A 21,582-nucleotide genomic window follows, 5' to 3' on the forward strand; every position below is an offset into this window, starting at 1 on the left:
GTGAGTAAGACCTTCGGCAAGTGGATACGTCGGCCCTGGTTGCTGGGGGTGGCCGGGGGGATGCTGGTTGCCTCGCTGCTCCTGCAGTACTGGCCGCTGCCGTCGAGCTTACAAAATCGCGACTACGCCCGTCTGATACTCGCAGACAATGGCGAACTGCTCGGAGCCCGGATTGCCGGTGACCAGCAATGGCGCTTTGCCCCGGTTACCGAGTTGCCGGACAAATACGAGCAGGCACTGTTGCTGTTCGAAGACCGGCGTTTTCGCCTCCACCCGGGCATCGACCCCCTGGCCATCGCCCGGGCCAGTTGGGGCAATATCAAAGCCGGTCGGGTCACCAGCGGCGGCAGTACCCTCACCATGCAACTGGCGCGAATGCTGCGCGACGACCCGCCCCGCACTCTGCCCAATAAAGCGCTGGAGGCTCTGAGCGCTCTGCACCTGGAGTGGCATTTCAGCAAGGATGAGCTGCTGAATTTCTATGCCAGTCACGCCCCTTTTGGTGGCAACATCGTCGGCCTGCGGGCCGCCGCCTGGCGTTACTTCGGACGTGAACCGGAGCAGCTGTCCTGGGCGGAAGCGGCCACCCTGGCCGTGCTGCCCAACAGCCCGGCTTTGATCCACCCCGGACGCGATCGCGAGCGTCTGCGTCAAAAGCGGGATCATTTGCTGCACCGTCTGACCGAGGCTGGCGCCCTGAGTAAACTGGATCTGACGTTGGCGCTACGCGAGCCGCTCCCCGAACGACCCCGACCTTTGCCTCATCTGGCGCCTCACTTGCTGACCACCTTGGCCGCCGAGGCCCCTTCTCAGGCAGTGTTTCACACGACCCTGAATGCCGACCTGCAGCGACGTACCCAACAGATTGCCGAGCAGCAGGGGCGCCGCCTGGCTCGGGACGGCGTCCACAATCTGTCGATTCTGGTGCTGGATCATGAGCGGATGCGCACCCTGGCCTATGTGGGCAACCAGGCCGCCGGGGACAGCCACGCACCGGCGGTGGATATCATCCAGCGACCGCGCTCCACCGGCAGCATTCTCAAACCTTTGCTCTACGGCCTGATGCTGGAAGAGGGCGAGCTGTTGCCCACCACTCTGGTGCCGGACATTCCCGCCTATTTCGGCGGCTACCGCCCGGAAAATTACGATCGCCAATACCGCGGCGCGGTGCCGGCCCATCGGGCGCTGGCCCGCTCGCTCAATGTGCCGGCGGTGCATATGCTTAAAGACTACGGCATCGAACGTCTGCATCATCGTCTTCAGGAGTTGGGGGTGAGCACTCTGCATCGCCCGGCGGAAGACTATGGATTGAGTCTGATTCTGGGTGGTGCCGAAGGCACTCTGTGGGAGCTGACCAACCTCTATGCCCGAATGACTTCCATGGCCCGTGCGGGCACCTGGCCCGCCGAAGCACAGCGGATCCATGGCGAACACGGAGAGGCAAAGGGCGATCCCGGCCTGGGGCAGGGTGCCGCCTGGCTGACTTTGCAGGCACTGCTCAATGTTGTCCGGCCCGGCACCGATGCGCTCTGGCGGGACTTCAGCGGCAGTCAGGCCATCGCCTGGAAAACCGGCACCAGTTATGGCCTGCGCGATGCTTGGGCCATCGGCAGCAACGGCCGCTACACCGTGGGCGTCTGGGCCGGCAATGCCGGCGGTGAACCAGCGCCAGCGCTGAGCGGCCAGAAAAGTGCCGCGCCGGTACTGTTCGAAGTGTTTGCCCAACTGGGCAATCATCGCTGGTTTGACCGGCCGACCCGGGCTCTGAAAACCGTGTCCGTGTGCATCACCGATGGCTATCTCGCCGGTGGCCAGTGCGAGTCGCGCGAAATTGATATTCCCCGGCACAGCCACTTTCAGCAGGTCACCCCGCACTACCAGCGGGTCCAACTCGATGCCACCGGTCAGTATCGGGTGCACGCCGGTTGTGAGCGGGTCAGCGCCATGGTCTCGGCCGACTTGTTCACCCTACCGCCGCTGCAGGCGCACTTCTGGCGCCTGCATCACAGTGACTACCGTCCGGTTCCCCCCTGGCGCCCGGACTGCCTGGCCGCCGTTCATCACTACGCCGATGACCAACCCATGGACCTGCTCTATCCCCGTGAGGGTAGCCAGGTGTACATCCCGCTGGAATTGAGTGGGCGTCGCGGCCGCACCGTGCTTCAGGCCGTCCATCGCCATCCCGAGGGAAAACTGTTCTGGCATCTGGATGATCGTTATCTGGGGAAAACCCGACTGTTTCACGAGCAGGCGGTCTCACTTGACCCGGGTTGGCACAAATTACGTCTGGTGGATGGGGATGGCTACCAACTGGAGCGTTGGTTTCGGGTTCTGGGCGGCGAGGGCTAGAACTGAGTCACACATTGGCGATAGACGTTGTGGCATAATTCGCGCTGCAAATGACAGGGATTACAAGGAGTGGCTGAGTCATGCTACCTGCAAGTGTGCCTTACCTGAGCGACCTGCTTGGTCGATATTACCGCTTTTATCACCCCAGCCAGGGGCCTCGCCCGACCTCGCGACCGATGTGGTTTGGCGACAACTTCTATGCGCATCAATTTCTGATCGGCCTGGATAGCGACCCCGAGTTCTGGCTGCAATTGTTGGTCAGCCTCGGAGAGGGGTATCCTCCCGTTGAGCCTGACGACGCCCGCCGTCTGATAGCCGACTGGATCGCCCAAGGGCGCGTGCAGGTGTACCCAAGCGCCAACCCGGCACTGCTCAATAACCTCAGCGGATTGACCCGCTTCCGTCGCAGCCGCGACACCGCCTGGTCAGTGATGCCCGCCGCCAACAGCGATCAGGGCCGCAAACCCGCACGCCGCTTCAGCAGCCTGAACGACGCCAAAGCCTTCGTACAAAGCCTCGATCCCAGCGCTGAGCAACTCAAAGCCACCGGGAAATTGCTCCCGGCAGGCCAATGGCAAGCACAGGCCCCGCTTCAATCCATTGCCCAGGCGCTGTACGAAGGTGAGCTGGTCGTAGTGGAGGAGCCAATACAGACGGGCGCCGGTAAACCCGGAGGCGAAACCAATCTGGTAGAAGAGCTGCTGGAAGCCACGGCCGGAAACGCTCCCGCCACCCTGGGCCCCCACGCCGACGACCGTGGCGATGGCGCACAAAACGATGACCCCGTCGAAGAAATCCCCGTTTGCGAGCTGCAAAAGTTCATGCTGCGCTGCGCCCACTACGGCTCGCGCGGTTACATGCTCGACGTGCTCAACGGCGAGCCCAATATGAACGGCACGCAAAAAGTGCTGCAGGTCATTACCCAGGATGACCGCCCCGACAAAATCACCGTCGACTTCGCCGGCGCCTGCGGTCACGGTAAAAGTGCCTGCCCCTCAATCAAGCTGAGCGGCCCCGACGGCGACAGCGTCATCAAGCAGAGTGGAAAGGAAATAGCGGTTCTGCCCCCGAGTAACGACCGACCGGTGGAAACCTTCAGCGACTTCCTGCGCCGTTATCTGTTACCGGGTGATATCGACTTCAACACCTACCGTTTCAACTCCTCCGGCTGCTCAGAAATCGAGCAGGTAGAGGGGATCGTGCATGCGTTTCCGACGGTGAAGTGGGAGGGCGGCGTTAAAGCGGGGTACAAACAGACCAGCACCCCGGAAACCGTGATGAGTAATGAGGCTCCGAAGGGAGAGTGGGCCATTTCCGGAAACATTAGCGGCCAAGTCAATACCCACCGCTGGAATCTTGGTTCGGATAAAAAGCTGACGGTTAATGATTGCTTCCCCGAAATACGTTCAATGATGGACGGCGTTGTCGAGCGTATAGGCGATTACACCAATCATAAAGGAAGGCGACAAGAAGCAAACAGAACCAAGGTAGAGCTCACATGGCCAACAGTGGAGCTAAAAGGCGGTGTTGAGCTCAAAGAGGTTGAGCAGAGCCACGACATAGGCATCGCCGGATCCGTCTCGTTAAATATGGCCCCGCTGCTGAAAGCGGACGTACGTGTTGATGTGTTGAACTATTTGATCAAGTTTGCGGGGCCTCATTCAGTAATCCTCGAAGAGATTCGGGAGCGAGCGCATAAGGGGCTAAAAACCGAGGATATCGAAGCAAGCGCGATTATTGGTTTGGACCTGCTCCTCAACGGCGAAATATCCGGCTCTTTGTCTTGGGAAAAAGAGGCTGGACGGTCTTGGCTTGCCAAAGATGGGGTTTCTGCAACTAACAGGGGAGCTGTTAGCCTGACCGTAGGTCTTGATGCGAGAATTGAGGCGAAGGCAAAGATATTCTTTGTTGAGGTCAAGATCGGAATGGCAATGGCCCTGAAGAGTGCTGGCTCCGAGTCGCAAGGAATCGGTGCTGTGTTCGAGCTGATGTCAACCGTAAAAGATGGTAAGCCGGCGATAGGCGGAAGCATATTGTTTACGGGAGCAGCGCTTTACTATACGTATTATGCGGAGGTCTCTAAGGAAACGGTGGACTCAGAGGGGGCAAGCGATGAAGATTTCTCCAGTATGGGAAATCCTTTTGATGTCGAGGAAAAGAAAACCTCAAAGTACGAAGAGAAAGAGATGAAGAAGTTCAGGGAGTTACTTCCTGAGGCTAGATTCCCAAAGGAGAAAAAAGAGTATGCTCTCGATAGTGCGCCGCTCTAGACTACATATAGTCAGTCTGATTTTTTCGTGTTTTCTAACATCGTGCTCAAAAAGTGAAGGTAAAGAAATGAGTATTCTAAACGGCAAGCCTCTATTTTCTCTATCAATCAAAGCTTCAGATGTGCGCGCATTTATTGAAGTTAATGGAATCTATGTGCACACTGTGAACAGCTCAAGCGGTTCTTCCTCTGTCGAAATTCCCGTCAATCACTACTTTCATCCTGAAACAAACTATTTGGGGGTCGTCGTTTTTCCTCTGGCTGAGGGAGAAAAACGATCAGCTAAGAGCACTGTTAATCTAACGCTATCTGTAAAGTCAGACGAAAATCCTAATAATAAGTATGACATTGCAGAAATAGAATATCGCGCGAGCCAAGATGATCCCTCAGGTTATAATGGCAGTAATAGTCCGGTGTTCTTGAGCTCAATTGATGCGTTCGCTGAGAAGGACGAGGGTGATGTGGTGGTCCACCCTGTGGTAGTGGATGATTCAGAAGGAATTAGTATTTCTAGAAAAATCGAAGTTCCGAATAGTCTTCCAGTTTGGGGGTTCTTTGAGAGTGATGACCTGCCAGACTATTTTCGTATAAGCAAAGACGAGTACGCCAGGGATAAAGATGCGCTCTACGAAACCTACAAAGTGATAGAGCAGTCGTTGTCAGACGGTGAGGTGGATGAAATTCTGGATCTTTTCGACGAGCGAAATAGAGAAACGGATCAAGCATTTTATCTTGATCAAGGAGAAACAAGGGAATCTCTAAAGCAAAGCTTTCTGAGTAGTGTAAATAACGAAAAGATCCAGCTTTTAGAGTCTGATAGTATAAAGTTCGGACTTCGTCCAGAGCCTGGTCGGAAATTGGTTAGATTTATCCGGGCAGACAGGCGCGGTGCCATCGCCTTCAATTTTATTGGCGAAGAAGGCTCCGTGCGGTATGACCTGGTGTTCCGAAAGCAAGATGGAGAATGGATAATATCTCGATGATCGTTGAGCAACCGTTTTCGATCGCTGGTTCTTTGAAAAGGTCTGGTAGACTACTAAAAACTTGTCAATGGATACGAGCAAGATGAATTATATGCCGAATGTTCGACCATGCTGTGGCATCGCACGCCAATTTTAACTGCATCACACAAAAATGGATAAAGGGCTGGCATAATGCCGCCCTTTGAAGACTGACACGGAACACAAGGAGTGCACGTCATGCCCCTCGCTTTACTGCGCCAGCTTACTCTGGCTTCTCTGATGACTCTTGGTTTGACCGCTTGTGGCGGCAGTAGTGGGGGAGGCCCGGAGCCCGACTCATCCAGCAGCCAATCGTCCAGTTCATCCTCGTCTTCCAGCGTGTCGCAGACAAGCTCAAGCTCGTCTGAGTCCTCTATCAGTTCCAGCTCAAGCTCCAGTTCAGTATCAAGCTCCAGTAGCTCGAGCCAATCCGCGGACCTTGAGCCCGCCCCTTTCTCGTTCGAACCTCAAGTTGATGTAGAGCCTGGTGCCACACTGACCAGCAATACCGTCACCGTCAGCGGTATTGATGCCGCTACCGCGATTTCGGTTGCCGGCGGTCAGTACAGTATCGACGGTGGTGCTTATACCGACGCCGACGGCGAGGTGGACCTGGATGACGAAGTCAGGGTTCAAGTGACGGCCTCCGGGAATTTCAGCACCGAAGCGTCTGCCACACTGACGATTGGTGGGATTAGCGGTACCTTTACCGTTACCACCGAAGCCGAAGATACGACACCGAATGCCTTTGGCTTTGCCCCCCAGGAAGGTCTGAACCCCGAAACAGAGGTAACCAGTGAAGAGGTCGAGATCAGCGGGATCAACACCCCCGTGGCCGTCAATATCACCGGTGGTGAGTACCGGGTCAACGGTGGCGATTTTACCGCCGAGGCGGGCGAGCTTCAGCCGGGAGATGCTATCTCACTGCGTGCAGTAACGCTGAGTGGTTCTGATCAAACCCAGGAGGTGGCGATCACCATCGGAACCGAAACCGTCGAGTGGGCGTTGACCACCGCCCCGGATGAAGAGCCTCCGGTCGGTGAAATCGCGTTCCCGCCCCCCATGAGCGCTAGCGGCGCTGAAACCCTGACCATCCGTGGTCGTGCTTCCGATGAACTCAGTAATGTCGCCGAAGTTACCCTGACCGTCCACCACCAGGACAGCACCGTTCCGTATACCCTGGAACCCGATAAGGAAACCGGCTTTGCCGAATGGCAGCAGAGCATCACCCTGGCCCCCGGTGAAAACCGGGTATCGCTTCAGGTCAAAGACGAAGCGGGCAATGAGCTGGAGGAGCCGGTGGAAGTGACGGTGGTGGGTCAGGACTACAGCGAACCGTTTCCAGATGATGAGCAGCGGCAGTTTGAGACTGGAGACATGGTTTATGACGAAGCCCATAACCGTCTTCTTTTACTAGGTAACGATGAAGACGAAGGCGTGGGCGAGGATCGCGCTATATTGGCAGTGGACCTGAATACCGGTATACGCTCTGTTTTTGCCACAAATGACGGAGAAAACGAGTCCGCTAGTTTAGGGTTTCTCAATGTCGGTGCTATTGATCCTGAGAATAATCGACTTATTGCTGCTCGTGATAGCGGAAACGCTATCTATGAGATTGACCTTGAGACAGGCATTGGCACTGAGCTTCTACAGTCAAGGTCTGGAGACAATGCCTCGGCTTTTGACTTGCCGCGCGATATTGTTATGTCGTCAGCTTCTGAAAGCATTTATATTCTATCGGGAAGCAGCGGCGGTGATTACGATCGACTTTTAAAAGTTAACTTAGTTTCTGGTGATCAAGAGGTGATTTCAGACGCTGAGGCGGGTATTGGCGAAGGTCCTGATTTTGGGTTGGCTTCAGGAATTGTCATCAGTGAAGATGAAGGGTTAGCGTACATAAACGCCAGAATAAAACTCTACCAATTGGACTTGACAAACGGCAGTCGTGAAGAAGTTCCTCTTGACTATCCTGCAGACAATATTTTTAGAGGTCTAAACAGCTTATTTATTGTGGAAGAAGGTAAGGGTCTATATATCTTTGAATCCTATCAAGGATTGATGAAAAAAGGCGAAGCGATTGACGATTGGAGCATGATTCACTCATACGATGAAAATGATGAATTTGACTCAAGGCTAGCGCAAGGTGTCAGTTTTATCGAAGAAAACGATTATTTCTTTGTTGCCCAGGACCACTATAAAGCGGTCTTTGCATACGACTTGGTAACAAATGAGTTTGTCGTTATAACCCGCTATTCCGAATAATCCAAACAAGCTATCGAAATGAAAACAGGCCTGAGCTGATCTCTCGGGCCTTACGTCTGATAAGGATTGTTACCATGACGCCAATCTCGCCCCGCGCCAACACCCTGCTGTCTTTCTCCAAACGAAAGCTCTATATGGCCATGCTGGCTTGTTCTCCTTTGGTTATGTCTCAGTCGGCTGTGGCTGGCCCGGAAGGCGGGCGTATTACCGGAGGCTCGGGCCAGATATCGGCGGCACAGAAGCAGACACTGATTGAGCAGTACTCGGACCGGATTGCCATCGACTGGGATGCCTTTGATCTTGATGCCGACGAGGTGGTGAGCTTTCTCCAGCCAGGCGCGGATTCGGTGGCACTTAACCGCATACTGAGTGAGTCGGCATCGGATATTCGTGGACGTATCAATGCCAACGGCCATGTGGTGCTGGTCAACCCCCGAGGCATAGTGTTCGGTGAGTCGGCTCAGGTCAATGTGGGGGGGCTGCTGGCCAGTGGTCTCGATATCGGCGTTGATAATTTTATGAATGGCGATTTTGCCTTTTCCGCGCTGGATGGGGCCGAGGGCGCAGTTATCAACCAGGGGACATTGCAGGCATCATTGGGTGGTTCGGTCGGTCTGTTGGGTAAAACCGTCAGCAACCAGGGGCTGATCCGCGCCGAGCTGGGCTCGGTGACTCTGGCCGCCGGAAAAGAAGCGGTGATGACCTTCGATAGCGACGGCCTGATGGGTATACGGGTGACCGAGTCCATTCTTCAGGAGGAGTTGGGCGTAGATCCCGCGGTACTGAATGAGGGTTCTATTGAAGCCAAGGGTGGCCGAGTACTGCTGACTGCTTCAGCCAGCCGGGACGTATTCTCCCAGGCGGTCAATACCGGTTCGCTGTCGGGTGCACGCAGTGTGGTAATGCATGGTGATGGCAGTTTCACGCTGGGCGAAGGGGCGGACCTGGTCAATACGGGGGAGGTACGGGTCGGGCACTCCCGGCACGGCGGCAGTGCTGTATTGTTGGGCGAGAATGTCACCCAAGGCGGCCTGATCGAGGCCAATGTCGAGAATGGTAACGGCGGTCGGGTTGAACTCAACGCCCTGAGTACGACCTTACTGAAACGCGGCAGCGAAACCCGGGCGCAGTCCTCTGCAGGCGGGCAGGGCGGCGAGGTCATGGCGCTGGGCCGATATGTCGGCGCTGAGGCCACTGCGTCGGTGGATGCTTCAGGGGCAGAAGGCGGTGGGCGCATTTACCTTGGGGGCGACTACCGGGGTGAAAACCCCTGGTTGCCCAATGCAGAGAAAACGATTGTACAAGCGGAGGCCGAGCTAAAGGCGAGCGCCACTGCTAGTGGCGACGGTGGCCGCATTATCATTTGGGCTAATGAGAGTACGCGGTTTGGAGGTCATATTGAGGCCGCCGGCTCATCGAATGGCCTCGGTGGCTTTGCGGAAGTGTCGGGAAAGAGAGAGTTAGCGTTTTTTGGTACGGCTGGATTATCGGGAGAGCGCGGACCTGGGACACTTCTATTGGATCCTGAGAACATAATAATTGATGGTTCAGGTAATGATGCTCCGGATGCCCAAGGAGAAGTGAGTTTTGACGATGCTGGTGAAACATTTAGTATTCAGCCTCAAACTATAGAGATGTTGCTAAATAACGACGTCAGTGTAATGCTTGAGGCAACGGAAAGTATTTCTATTGATAGCGCTATAATCGCTAATGAAAACACGCCTGACACATGGCTTAGACTCCACTCCGGAGGGCAGGTAGTTGTAAACAAAAGTATTACCTTGGGAAATGGTAGTTTCCAGGCAATCGCCGGGCATTCAACCTGCGGTGATGCAATATGTCAGGGTGTTGAGGGAGGCAGAAAAATAATCCTTTCCGGTGAAAGTTCGATATCGTCATCGGGAAATGTAGAGCTCACCGCGACGGACGCTATCGAACTAATGGAGGGGACCGGAATTTCAGGTACCTCCATCACCCTAGAATCCCGCAATACCATCAATGTCGGCGCGAATCTTACCTCGGAAGCCGGCACCATTCAGATTCACGCCGGCGACAGTTCCCTCAATGTCCAGGATCTAAACTATGACTCCGAAGGTGATCATGTTTTCTCCGGCGATCTTACAATCTCTGGGGCACTGAACTCCAACGGCTCTGATATCCTCCTGGATGCCGCGGGATCGATCCAGCTATTTAGTGAGACTCAAACCGTCGGTGGTGACTTTAACGTTGGGAGCTATCAGGCTCCAGAGTCATTCTACAGCCTGGAGTACACGGACTCGAATTCGGACGGGCACGTAGCGATTGGAGAAATCACCCGAGAAGGAGTGATTGACACGTCGTCGACCCTTGGCGGTGGGAAGGTAATCATCGAAACCGAAGGTTCTGATTCTGCGAGCGGGGATGTCCGGGTGGGCAGCCTGTTCTTTGGCTACCCCTATAGCACTGACAGCGAGGGCAATGAGGATCCTCTCCACCAGAAGACTGGTAGCGTTGATATTACGGCAGCAGGGGATATCTATTTCTCCAGGGTGATTAACTTCAATGATACGGGGCCTAGGGATTCCTCTGGAAATCTGGTTGAAGGTTACACGGGGGATGAAGCGTCTTTAACCGCCTCGGCAGACGGCAGTATTCACTTCGACGCTGATACTACCTCCCAGAACGCGACCACGGAGAACGAGTGGTCCAGCACGGCCGGGGACGCCGTCATTTTTGATCTTTACGGGGATGCTCGGGATGCCCTGAATATTACGTTGACGGCGGACGCCAATGGGGACGGGGAAGGATCAATTACCACATCCGGTGATATTTATACTTCAGGCGGCAATTTTATCGCCTCGGGTCAAACCGTCAATTTTGGTGGCGCCGTTATAACCCGATACGCGAATGCGCTTGAGGATGGAGAGATTGAGGTCAACAACGAGAAGCGCTATGGAGTGGCTGACTGGTCGACGGGGGGTAACGTTGAGCTGAGCGTTTCGGAAGAAGTGTCGCTGGATACTATTGTGACGATCGATAGTTGTATTAACGATGGCTGTGAAGGAAATTTCAACCTGTCGATGGATGCGGAGGGTTCCACCGCCGAAGAGATCTTGGTGGATCAAACCTCTGGATCACGCCTGGATATTGCCGGCGACTTCGTATTCGAAAACCTCAATGAAAACGCCGTGGTTAATCTTGACATGCGCGAGACAGGAAACCGCCTCCACGGAGGGAGCGCGGCGCATTCGGCGAAAATCACCACCACCGGCGATGTGAGTCTGTTTAGCACTACGGACCTCGTTCTGACTGATTTTGATGCGGGAGGATCGCTCTCCGCTGCTGTCCTTGGCGCAATCAATATCGACAGTGACAGTGATCTGACGCTGGGCTCCGTCACCACTCAGCAAGAGGGACAGAACGGATCCAATATTACCATCAATTCCGATGGCGCCCTGTCATTGGAGGACGGGGCGGAGATCAATGCATCGGCCGGGTCCCGTACCGATGGGGGCCCCGGGTTTAACGGTGGGTCCATTGTGGTCACGGCCGTTGATAATATCGAACTTGGCGGAAACCTGATTTCCACGGGCGGCGCGGGCAATGATACCAGTACCTTTGGTGACGGAGAACATGGTGGGTCTGGCGGAAAAGTGGAAATCAGATCTGAGACTGGCAGCGTAACCCTGTCAGAAATAAACACTAGTGGTGGCAATGGACACTCAGAAAGCCACGCTTGGCGGGCCAATACAGCCAACGGAGGCGGCGGCGGTGAGATCATAGTTGCTGCCGCTAACGGTATTACCTTAACGGGTGACTTAAGATCCTCAGGCGGCGCGCTGTCGTCGAATGACGCTGAATCCAACGCCTCTCATGGTGATGGTGGACATATTGGTCTGAACGGCGATGTACTCGTTGCTTCCTCGGCACTGGTCGTTCGCAATGACGCCGGTCCACTTGACGTTGACGGTTTGGCCCAGGACTCCGATATTGAGGCAGGAAGTTTTGCCATTACCGGGTCGCTGGGTACGGAGAACTCGGATTCGACCTTCATCTTACATACCGGAAAGACCACGTTTGGTGGCGCTGTCGGTGATTCCGAAGCCGTTAATTTTGCGCAATTGACGATCAATAGCTACGGCGATGTCCACTTCGGTGGAAACTCGGCCCCGGTCGCGGACAGGATTCAAGTCAATGCGACTGGCACTGGCGGGCAATCGCTGGCGCTGACGAATACGGTCAATCATTGGGTTCTGAATGATGGTGTTGAGAGCGGAAGCTCTATAACGTTCAATGAGGAACAGAATCCCCACTTTCACTTCAATGGCTTCTCAGCGCTGATCGGCGGTAGTGAGACAGATCACTTCACGGTGTCGCATAGTGATGCGGTTTACACCATCACTGACAATGGAGGCGAGGGAAACTCGGTCTCCTCTTATTCTGAAGACGCCCACCTATGGACTTTGACAGACGACGGCTTGGCGAGCAGTCTCACGTCACGGACGGGTTCATCCACAAGTATCACGTTTTCCGGTATCCAGTTGTTGAAAGGTTCTGGTGACGATCACTTTCAGGGGCGCAATAACGCCACCGACTGGAGCTATGGCACCGATTCTCAATGGACGCTCTATGAGCCGAACACAAGCACAAATCCGTTAGTTACCTTCGACGGTATGAGCAAAGTGATCGGTGGTGCCGGTAATGATCGATTCACCCTGTCGGTCGATGCGGTCTACACCGGCGCAATCGATGGCGGTGAGCAAGCGGTTGGTTCGGCCAGCATCAACAGCCTGACCATCAACGGCAATCCCAACCTCTGGTATCTGGATGGTCGCACTGAGAGTGCGGTGGTCGAGCGTGATGCAACAGCCAATTTACGACTCGGGAGGTTCAGCCGTATACAACGGCTGGAAGGTGCGGGCGAGGATCAGGTCCAAGGCCGCAATGAGGCCACCGATTGGGTCTATGGCGCTGACAGTCAGTGGACCCTCTATGAACCGGATACCACCAGTAACGCCCTGATATCTCTGACTGGCATGAGCAAGGTTACCGGTGGTGCCGGTGAGGATCGGTTCACGCTGGTCGAGAATGCCTCTTTCGCCGGTGAGATCGACGGCGGGTCTGAAGCGGGCAATACCCTCTCGGTCAATGGCGGGACCAATCACTGGTACCTGGACCACTCGGCGGCCGATAGGGCGGCCGTACAGGAAGGCGGTGATACGCGGGTCGAAGCCTTTCTTGGTATTCAAACACTGGAAGGTGCGGGAGCAGACACTTTTTACGGACGCGACCAGGGTACCGATTGGGAGCTTACCGCGGGTACGACCTTGGCGGATAACCAATGGACCCTGAACGAAGTCGAAGCGGAGGGTCTTAATAATCTGACATTGTCGGGTATGGCTTCGTTGGTGGGCGGGTCAGCCGAGGACAGCTTTACACTCACGGCCGGAACCGCGTTTTACGGCACTCTGGATGGAGGCCTCACGGCGAGTAACACGCTCAGTCTGGCCAGTGATGATAATCACTGGACCGTCACGCACTTTGGCGATAATGGCACGACCGGTTCTGTGGTCGATCGAATCAATCAGTTCATATCATTCGGTACGCTGTCCGGTAGTGGTGGAGATGTACTTGCCGCACCTGACGTCACCAATGTGTGGACGTTGGACGGCGCTGGTTCGGGCACTCTGGCCCCCGTTGCTGATCCCGGTGATGCCATTCAGTTTGATGGTATGGCAGCCCTGGTCGGCGGCGTCAGTGCCGATACCTTTACTGCTTCAGGCGATACCCTCTTTGAGGGAGTGATTGATGGTGGTGCTGGCGCTAATGACACGCTGAATCTTAAAGGCCTGACGCAAGCCGTCACCGTAGGGATGCTGGCACCGGATAACCAGGCGTCAGTTTGGGTGGCCCGGACTGGCGACGACATCACCATCCGCAATATCGAAACCCTGACCGCCGCCGAAGCTGGCAATGACGTTGCCGGCGGTACCGGCAATCAGCTTCTTGGGCCCGTGTCGGGCTATTACCTGTGGACTCTGACCGGCGAAAATGCCGGCACTGTTCAACCCACCTCGGGCGAGTCCCAACCCAATAACAGCGCTGATCGCGTACTGGATTTTTCCGGCTTCGCTTATCTGGTGGGTGGCGAGGACAGCGACTTCCGCTTTGATGGCGGAGATGCCGTGGGCGGAATAACCGGTGGTAGCGGCGACACCTGGCTGGATTATTCACTGGCGATCGGAGATCTGTGCGTCAACCTGCTTGCGGGCAGTGAAGCCTGCGATGGTCCTCTGTTGGATAACATCGATGGGGTGATCGGTAACAGCAGCTCTGGCTTCAACAGTCAGTTGCGGGCCAATGGCAATGAGGATTACGTCTGGCGAATTCACAATAATGGACACAGCCGTGCTGATGGGATCAATGACGGGGCCTTCGAATACGACGGGGACGACGTCGAATTCATTGACTTCAATCAGCTGGTGGGTGGTGCCAGTGTGGATACCTTCCTGTTTGAAAGTGGAGGAAGACTGACCGGCTATGTTGATGGCCGGGCCGGCAGTGACATCGTTGATACCCGGCAATCTGGTGCCGCCGTGGCGTTTCGGCTCAGGGAGCAGGCTCCAGACGGCACCAGTGGTTCACCCTTATGGCTCAAGGGTATGGAAACCATTCGGGCCCACACTGATCGTGAGAATCTGTTGATCGGCCCGGACCTCCAAAGTGACTGGATAATTGATCGGGCCAATGGTGGTCGTCTGGTAGCCGAGGGTCAGACGGTCAGCTTCACGGGCATCCAGACCCTTTGGGGTGGCTCGAATCAAGATGATTTCATCTTGGTACGAAATGGCGGGCAGACCGGCTCCGTAACCGGCGGCGTTAATGGTGGCGTAGGCACAGATACTCTGACCATTGGCAGCGCCGATGGCGAAGCAATCGACTGGACGGTGTACGGTTATGCCGCAGGCAGTGCCGATCGGGCTGGTACCTTCACGGGTATCGAGGTTTTGGCCGGAGGTCAGGGGGATGATCGCGTTACCTTGACCGGCGCTCAGGCCTGGGTGCAAAGCATCGCCGCCGGCGCCGGCACCAACACGCTCACCTACGATGTCGAGCCTAACGACGTGAACGCGGCGACCTGGGCTTTGAGTGGGCCTAACAATGGTTCGGTTACCTTGGGTGAAGCGGAAGACGGCATCAACTTTACCGCCATCAGTGCGCTGACAGGTTCGGGCGCGGATACTCTGCAAGGCACCGATAATCCCAGCGAATGGATCATTTCCGGCGCGCATGAGGGCACCCTGGAAACGTCGGTGTCGGGTGACGAGCAACGGCTTGATTTTGCCGGCATGAGCACTCTCTCGGGTGGAAGCGGCAACAATACCCTGACCGCCAGCGGTGCCAACACCTGGGTGCTGACCGACACGGGGACCGGCCGCCTCAATGAGGTTCTGAATTTCAGTGGTATGGATGAATTGGTCGGTGATGGCGAGAACAACTCCCTGCAGGGTCCGAACCGAGATAACTATTGGCTCCTGACCGGTTCGGATCAGGGAGTAGTTTCTGCTGCGAGCGGAGATGCAGCCAGCCCCGCCGTGGATGGAACCGCCACTGACTTTGTCGGCATGACGACATTGGTTGGTGGACAAGAGGGCGACCAGTTTGTGGCGTCAGCCACGGGCGCTTTGTTCTCCGGTCTGCTCAACGGAGGTGAGCCCGTCGGTCAAGCGGATGATCGAGACAGTGTCGACCTGAGCCAGCGTCCGTCAAACGAGCGGATCACCGTGGGAATGGGTGATGCCCTGGATGTCGATGTGAGCATCGTCAATATCGAAACCCTCACAGCGAACCCTGATGCCAATAGCGGAAACCAGGGGCACATCCTGAAAGGTCCTCAAGAGGGTACCTATCAGTGGATTATTACCGACATTAACACCGGTAAGGTGTTCCCCGAAAACAACGAGCGGACCGACACCACCCTGGCCTTTCATGACTTTGCTTTTCTGGAAGGCAGTGAGAACAATGTGTTTGCCTTCGAAGGCGGAGACCTGACCGGCGGGGTAACCGGTGGCAGTGGCTCCAACTTCCTGGATTACTCCAATAGCGACGAGGATATCTGCATCGCCCTGCTGGGCGGAGTCTCCGGGTGCGATGGCATGGCCATGGAGGGGATCAACGGTATTATCGGCAATCACACCGATAACGCGTCACCCAACAGTACGTTGCGCGTGGTGGGTGACGGCGATTACACCTGGAGCGTGCAGAAACTTGACGAGCTGGCCTCCAGCGATGGCATCAACGACGGCATCTTCGACATCGGTGGCGATAATGAAATCCGTTTTATCGACTTCAATCATCTGGTGGGCAGTGACGGCAATAACCGGTTCGAGTTTGTCGGCTCCGGCGAGATCATCGGCTCAGTGGACGGCGGTGCCACTCGCGGGAATGGCCGCAATGTGATCGATACCACTGGCTCTGATTATGGTTTTGCCTTCTGGCAGTCAACGCCGTCGGGGTCAGGCGAGACGGACACCGCTTTGAGGGTACAGAACATTCAAACGCTGAGCGCACGCAACGACCGGCATAATGTGCTTCACGGTGTTGACAGCGAGGCTACCTGGACGGTCACCGGCACGGACTCGGGCTACCTGGGTAACGATTCGCTTCGCTTCGAGGGGGTTCAACATCTGAAGGGCGGTTCTGCAAGGGATACCTTTGTGGTGAACACCGGGGGACTAATCACCGGCGCCATCGACGGTGGCGGAAACGATGACACCCTTGAGGTAACGAGTGAAGGTGACGACTCGATTCACTGGAGGGTCAGCGGGAAAGATCAGGGCTCGGTCGAGGATCGTGTTGCGTCCTTTACGGGCCTGTCCGACCTTCTTGGCGGTGAAGGCGATGATCGCTTTACCCTGACATCGGCGGCACAGGTCTCCGGCATCGACGGTGGTAACGGCGACAATGGATTGGCGTATCAACTTTCCGATAGCGAAACTGCCGATCAGGCGGCCCAGTGGCGGCTGACCGGTCAGTATGACGGCGAGATTGAAACGGCGAATGGCAGGATCAGTGGCTTTGAAAACATTCACTCACTGGCAGGTTCCGGTCACGATACTCTGACCGGCGACAATGTGGCGACGCGTTGGCTGATCAGCCATTCGGATGGCGGTTCGGTGGGGGCGGAATCCACGGTAAGCCAACACTATATGGCCTTTGAAGGCATGGCCACGCTTGTGGGCAATACCCAAGCGGATCACTTCTCGATTCTCGACAGCGGCAACGACTTCAGCGGTGTGTTGAAAGGCGGTGCCAATGGCAATAATCGCCTCAGCGCAAATCAACACAAAAACGCCTGGGCTCTGAACGGTGCTGGCCGTGGAACGCTCAATGAATCAATCGTATTCGAGGCAATCCAGACGCTGGTTGGCGGTGGTGAGGGCAACACCCTGAGAGGGCCCAACCGGGATAACCGTTGGTTATTGACGGAGGCAAGGCGCGGCACGGTATCCGAACAGGGCATCAGTGGCACCAGTACCGAGTTTGTCGGGATGGAAACCCTGGAGGGCGGCGCTCGCAATGATCTGTTTGTAGCGGGTAGCGCACTGACGGTCGGGCAGTTGGCCAGCTTTGAACAGCTACGCGGCGGAGCTCAATCTGAGGGAGGCGTCGATGCGTTGGACCTTACTGCGCTCTCTGACAATGGGCCGATCTCGGTCGGACTCGATGGGCTCAACGACGTCGACATTCAGGTCGTCGGAATCGAACAGATTGATGCCCAGGGCGCGGGCAATCGCCTGTACGGTGCCTCCGATGCGGCCTACTCCTGGGTGGTGAATGCGCTCAATGCCGGGCAGGTTTCCCCAACCGCATCCGGCGCGAGTGACGCGGGTGTCACATTCACGGGTTTCACCGAGCTGACCGGCGGCACCCATAGCGATACCTTTGCATTGCTGGGCACCGGCAATGTGGACGGTACCATTGAAGGCGGCGATGGCGATGGTATCGATCTGGTGGACTATTCCAATCAGGCCGGCGATGTGGTGGTCACCGTGGGCGATATCGATTCGGATATTCTCGGCATTGAGGGCGTGGTCGGAAAAAGTGGCACCGGTGCCAGCGACACCACCAGTACCTTGAAAGTTGCAGACGGAGTGACGGATTCGATTGCCTGGACCATCCAGCGATTGGCCGATCTGCCTAACAGCGATGGCGTCAACGACGGAGAGGTGGCCATCGACAATCACCAGCCGTTCTATTTTATCGACTTCAATGTGCTGGAAGGTGGTGACGGGCAGGATGCGTTTGTTCTGCAGAACGAAGGCCAGCTGGTCGGTCAGATCAATGGGCGGGGCGAGTTCAATACGGTATCCACTCAGGAAGCGGATCTGGCGCACCGGTTTACGGTGGGCGATCGCGAGAACAACGAAACCCGGCTGGTTAATATCGACTCGTTGACCGCCAGCCTGGATCGCAACCATCAACTGGTCGGTACCGGCGAGGGAAACACCTGGCGTATACAGGAGCGCGGTGCGGGTGAACTCGAAGGACAGTTGAGCTTTCAGGGTATTGATCATCTGGTGGGTGGAAGCGGTACTGACAATTTCATTTTTTCGGGCGATGGTCTGGTCAGTCGCATCGAGGGGCGCGGCGCTCTGGCAGACAATGTCCTCAATATCGAGAACACCGCCGAGCCGCTGCTGCTCTCCCTGGACCTCAACAACCAGGGCGCGGATGTTCGTGTCAGTGGGGTTGGTAGCCTGGTTGGCAACCGTGACACCAATCACCGGCTTCAGGGCGAAGACCGATCCAACACCTGGGTGATCGATGGCCAGGACAGCGGTTCGCTCAATGGTGACATCCGTTTCACCGGCTTTGTCGACCTGCTCGGCAATAGCGAGGCGGATCGTTTCGAACTGCATGGTATCGGAGCCGTGAGCGGCGCAATTGACGGCGCGGGTGGTGAAGACACCCTCGATCTGTTTGAGCTGGCCGACGATCGAAAACTCAAGTTGGCGGTGGAATCTCCGTCCTCAGAGGGCGTACCGACGGCTGATCTGCAGGTGTTCAATATCGATACCCTGGCGGCACCTACGGCCGCCGGTCATACCCTGATCGGGCGCGCGGACGAAAACCTCTGGGTGCTGGACGGCGAGAATCGGGGCACACTCGGTGACCTCAGTTTCACCGGGGTGGCCAATCTGATCGGCGGTAATGGCACCGATGTCGTCGAGTTTCTGTCCGGCGGTTCATTGAACGGCTATATCGATGGTCGTGGTGGCGACAACACCGTGGACATGTCCGAGGTCGATCGGCTCGTGGCTGTGACTGTGGGAGAAGCTCGCGGTGACCTGCGCAACATCACCCACTTCATCGGGAACAACACCGAAACCACCTTGACTTCTCTGCACGCCGACAATAGCTGGCGGCTTGATCGGGGCGAAAACGCCGGTACGCTCAACACCCGCCTGAGTTTCGAGGGCGTTACCGACCTGATTGGAGGCGAGGGCGTTGATACGTTCCATCTCGACGGTGGTGGTGTGACCGGCCTGATTGACGGTGCTTCCGGCAATGACCAGTTTCTGATGAACCTGCCCACCGGTGTCGAAGGCAATCAGCGCCTGAGCGGCGGCGCAGGCAATGATGAGTTGCGGGTGTCTGGCGGTGATGCCGATTATCAGGTGACCTACAGCCCGCGCACTGGTGGTGAGGAACAGCTACGCTACACGGCCGGCAATGGCAATGTCTTCGGTGTTGAGTTCTCGCAGCTGGCACAGGTGCAGGATAATGTGCTGGCCAATGTGTTGACCATCAATACTCGCCTGAATCCGGATACGGTGGTGGCGAACAATAATCGGGTTCAAGTCAGTGATCTGGCGCAGCTCAATTACACCAACAAAACCAACCTCACTCTCGCCGCCAATACCGACGATGTGGTGGATCTGGCCGGTGCTCTGTCTGTGCCCGGTCGCCTGGAAATCCGCAACGCCCGGGTAACCCAGAGTGCGGACGAGGCCCTGTCCGCGCGCGAGCTGCGTCTGGTCTCGGTCAGCGAGTTCGGCTCCGTCGATAGTCCCATCGAGACCGGGATTGAAACCCTGATGGCGGATGTCGGCACCGGTGGCCTGGCGCTGCGTAACAGCGAAGCCCTGGTATTGAAAGAACTGCGCAGCCTGGGGCGTGCGCAGGTGACGGCTCGAGGCAATCTTACCAGCGACGCGGAGCTTTCCGTTGCGGGTGTCGCTCACTTTGCGTCCGAGCAGGCGGGTATCTATCTGGATGGCGGCAACCGTTTCAGCAATACCGTTCATCTCGATGCCGCCCAGGACATTGAGCTGCATCATCAACGCGAGTTGTTGTTGGGCGATGTGCGGGCTCAGACGTTCGCGCTCAACAATCGCGGCGACGTTACCCAGGGTGATGGTGCCTGGACGGTTGATCTCCTGGATCTGTCCGTTGATGGAAACCTGCAGGCCATGAACGAGAACAACAGCATTCAGGGGCTGCGTGCGGACCGGGTGGGTGATTTGACGCTGGACAGTCGTGAAGCATTGCGTCTGGATGGCATCGACAGCGATGGTCAGGTGCGGATTGGTGGTCGGGGCCTGTCGGTTGAAAACCGGCTCAGCGCCGAAAGTCTGAATCTCGATGCACAAAACGGAAACCTGACGATCAATCATTCCATTACCGCAAACGATATTCAGCTTGCCGGTGAGCGGGTCGCGCAGGACGCCGAGGTGATCAGTGGTGGTGCCCTGAGCATTAACGCCAAGGGCGCTATTGAACAGAATGCTCGATTGACTGCGGTGGCGGATATTCAGTTGGATGCCGGCGGTGAGTTGACCATGAGCCGGTCGGCGCGCACCGAAACCCGATCCGGCCACATTGAGTACGCCGCTGGCGACAACCTGACCGTCAGTTACCTCGACAACGCTGAGGGAACCATTGCGCTGCGCAGCGACCGGCGCATTGAATCCGCACTGGAAGCGCAGACCACCGGCGTGATTGCCCAGCGAATCGAATTGGCCGCCATTGACGGCATTGGTGCTGGACAGACCATCGCGCTTGATACCCGTGAACTGCACGCCACCAATAACCGGGGCCGGATCGATCTGGGCAATACCGGGGACGTGCGGATCGATCGCCTGGCCAACAATGACGACATCGTGTTTTTCAACGAAGGCTCGGTGACCCTGGACAACCGGGAGGGATCGGTATTTGATCGTTCCGCCGAGGGTGCCATTGAGGCCGGCGGTGTGGTGAATGCCAACTACGATGTCGGTACCGTGCGTTTTACCGTCGCGGAGGGCAGCCTGCTGGGACTGGGTGCCATCAATGTGAACAAACCGGACCTGGTCGGCCGGCGAGGCCTTTTTGTCGTGAGTGGCGATATCGGGTCGGTGGCCCGGCCGCTGGTCATGTACTTCAAGGACTCGCTGGTTCTGCAGGGTATTCGGAGCTGGCAGCCTGTCTGGGGCTTTGGCCAGATACCGGAAACATTCGAAAACAACTCGGCCATTAAGTTCAGCAATCAGGAGCTGACCAGTGCCGGTGAACAGATGGTGGAAGTGGAAAGCCTGGAAGACATTGACCCCGCCATTTTCACCGCAGTACGCAACTACAGTTTCGACGAAGTCTCGATTCTTATGCCACCGGATCAGCGCTACGGCAATGAGGATGACGACGAGGAACGGTATTCCGCGTACTGAGTGTGTTCAATCA

The 21,582-nt window shown here is 56.4% G+C and carries 5 protein-coding genes; all 5 read left to right on the forward strand.

Annotated features, from left to right (window positions below; translation table 11 throughout):
* The 5 genes from pbpC (at nt 1) to N645_RS0114100 (ending at nt 21,569) form a co-directional block, all read left to right on the forward strand.
* Nucleotides 1-2,349, forward strand: coding sequence for a penicillin-binding protein 1C (gene pbpC / locus N645_RS0114080; RefSeq protein ID WP_024462154.1), 2,349 nt, complete (start codon nt 1-3; stop codon nt 2,347-2,349).
* Between the two features lie 80 nt (nt 2,350-2,429).
* The gene (locus tag N645_RS0114085) at nt 2,430-4,619 is read left to right on the forward strand and encodes a hypothetical protein (protein ID WP_024462155.1); all 2,190 of its coding nucleotides are present in this window, start codon (nt 2,430-2,432) and stop codon (nt 4,617-4,619) included.
* A gap of 67 nt (nt 4,620-4,686) precedes the next feature.
* Nucleotides 4,687-5,601 (forward strand): hypothetical protein, encoded by a 915-nt coding sequence (locus tag N645_RS18105; protein WP_152521723.1) that lies wholly within the window; start codon nt 4,687-4,689, stop codon nt 5,599-5,601.
* Nucleotides 5,602-5,817: 216 nt separating this feature from the next.
* Complete coding sequence (locus N645_RS18210) at nt 5,818-7,881, forward strand: hypothetical protein (protein ID WP_024462157.1); 2,064 nt, start codon at nt 5,818-5,820, stop codon at nt 7,879-7,881.
* A gap of 74 nt (nt 7,882-7,955) precedes the next feature.
* Nucleotides 7,956-21,569: a filamentous hemagglutinin N-terminal domain-containing protein gene (locus tag N645_RS0114100; RefSeq protein WP_024462158.1), complete on the forward strand. Its 13,614-nt coding sequence runs from the start codon at nt 7,956-7,958 to the stop codon at nt 21,567-21,569.
* Nucleotides 21,570-21,582: the final 13 nt, after the last annotated feature.

Source organism: Marinimicrobium sp. LS-A18 (assembly GCF_000463525.1).
GTDB classification, from domain to species: Bacteria; Pseudomonadota; Gammaproteobacteria; order Pseudomonadales; family Cellvibrionaceae; genus Marinimicrobium; species Marinimicrobium koreense.